1 protein-coding gene is annotated in these 1,459 nt (G+C 52.1%); it reads right to left on the reverse strand.

Going from position 1 to position 1,459, the window contains the following annotated elements; translation table 11 throughout:
• Positions 1–50 precede the first annotated feature (50 nt).
• Positions 51–1,259, reverse strand: coding sequence for an IS110 family transposase (locus AB1555_20090; protein MEW6248979.1), 1,209 nt, complete (start codon positions 1,257–1,259; stop codon positions 51–53).
• Positions 1,260–1,459 lie beyond the last annotated feature (200 nt).

Consider the following 1,459-nt stretch of genomic DNA (forward strand, 5'->3'; position numbering starts at 1 on the left):
ACGTAGACTCTCTATGTCAATATGTGAACAAAATATTGACGTAGAGAAAATCATGCAACAAAAGGAGCGTGTTTAGCTTTAGCTGTCAAGAAAACGGCTTCATTATAAGGTTGGCGATTCAACCACATAGCAAAAATGATCCGCACCCAGATATTAGCTAAAGCACGTAGGGCCTCGTGATGGGTTTTACCCGAATCACGCTTACGCTGGTAGTATTCTCGGGCCCAAGGTATAAGACGTATTGATTGAAAAGCATACAACTGCAGGGTTTGACGTAAAAATTTTAGACATGCCCGGCGATAGCGGGCAAAGCGGACCTTTCCGCTCTGATATAGGACGGGCGAGGTACCGGCCAGCGCCTGCATAACAGCGGCGTTCTCATAGCGATCGCGGTCTTCGCCCCACCCCGCCAGCAGCCGCGGTGCCAGCCGGGGACCTGAGCCCCGAAGACTGGCAAAAATCACGCTGTCGGGGTGGGATTCAAAAAGGCGGGTGATCTCTCTGTCGTAGGCTTTAATTTCGGCAAGTGTCTGTTCAAGCTGGGTAATGGTAGTCAGGAGAAGCCGGCTCTTAGCCCGCACTGTAGCCGGGTTGGCTTGTAGTTGCGGTGCGTGTAACTTTTCGTAAATCCGCTGGGCAGCAAGGTTGCGCTGAGGATAGCGATGCGCCTTGAGAAAAGCCGCCAGTTCCTGGACGGAAGCAGAACGCGCTGCCTCAAGAGTAGGGTACCTTTTTAAAAAGTTAAGCGATACCGGGAGGGTGATCTCTGAAAAGAGCTCCAGGGCCACCGGGTAATATTCCTTCAGGCAGGCGGTGAGCCGGTTGGTGAGTCGGGTAGCGTCTTTCACAAGTGTGTCCTGGTCCCTGCAGAGCATCTTAAGTTCCTGGATATGCTGGGAGTCAGGATTGAGACGCTTGAGCCGTTTAAAGTCGCTCCGGCCAATTTCAGCCAAGAGGCGGGCATCAATGGCGTCGCTTTTGGCGCCGGAAGGCTTCCGCCGGTTGTCGACCACCTTGGGGTTCAAGGGGTAAACCGGAAAACCTGCTTCGAGGAGGAACTGAACCAGCAATCCCTGGTTAATTTCCAGGAAGCAAAGGGTTTCTTCCGGATCATCCGACAACTGAAGCAGGCGTTTTTTGAGAATCTCCAGGCCTTTGGGGTTGTGAGAAACGCGGAAGCGGGTAAGTTCGTTCCCATTGTGGTCGAGGACTGAAATCTCATGTTCTTTGTCTGCCCAGTCGATACCGACAAAGATCACTGAGGCACACCTCCTTAGTGAGGATATTTTTGCAGGCAAGCGGTCAGCCTTATCTAACGCGGGCGCTCGAAGCGCGTCCTCTCTATTAACCATGTTTGCCTGCAATTCTGGCCGGGAAAGGCAAGTCTACGTTGAGCAGTCGAACTGCCAGAACGGAAAGCCTTTTCCCGGAAAACTTAATATCTAAGATTTGGCTAACT

The sequence above is a fragment of the Nitrospirota bacterium genome (genome assembly GCA_040755395.1).
In the GTDB taxonomy this organism is placed as follows: Bacteria; Nitrospirota; Nitrospiria; order Nitrospirales; family Nitrospiraceae; genus DATLZU01.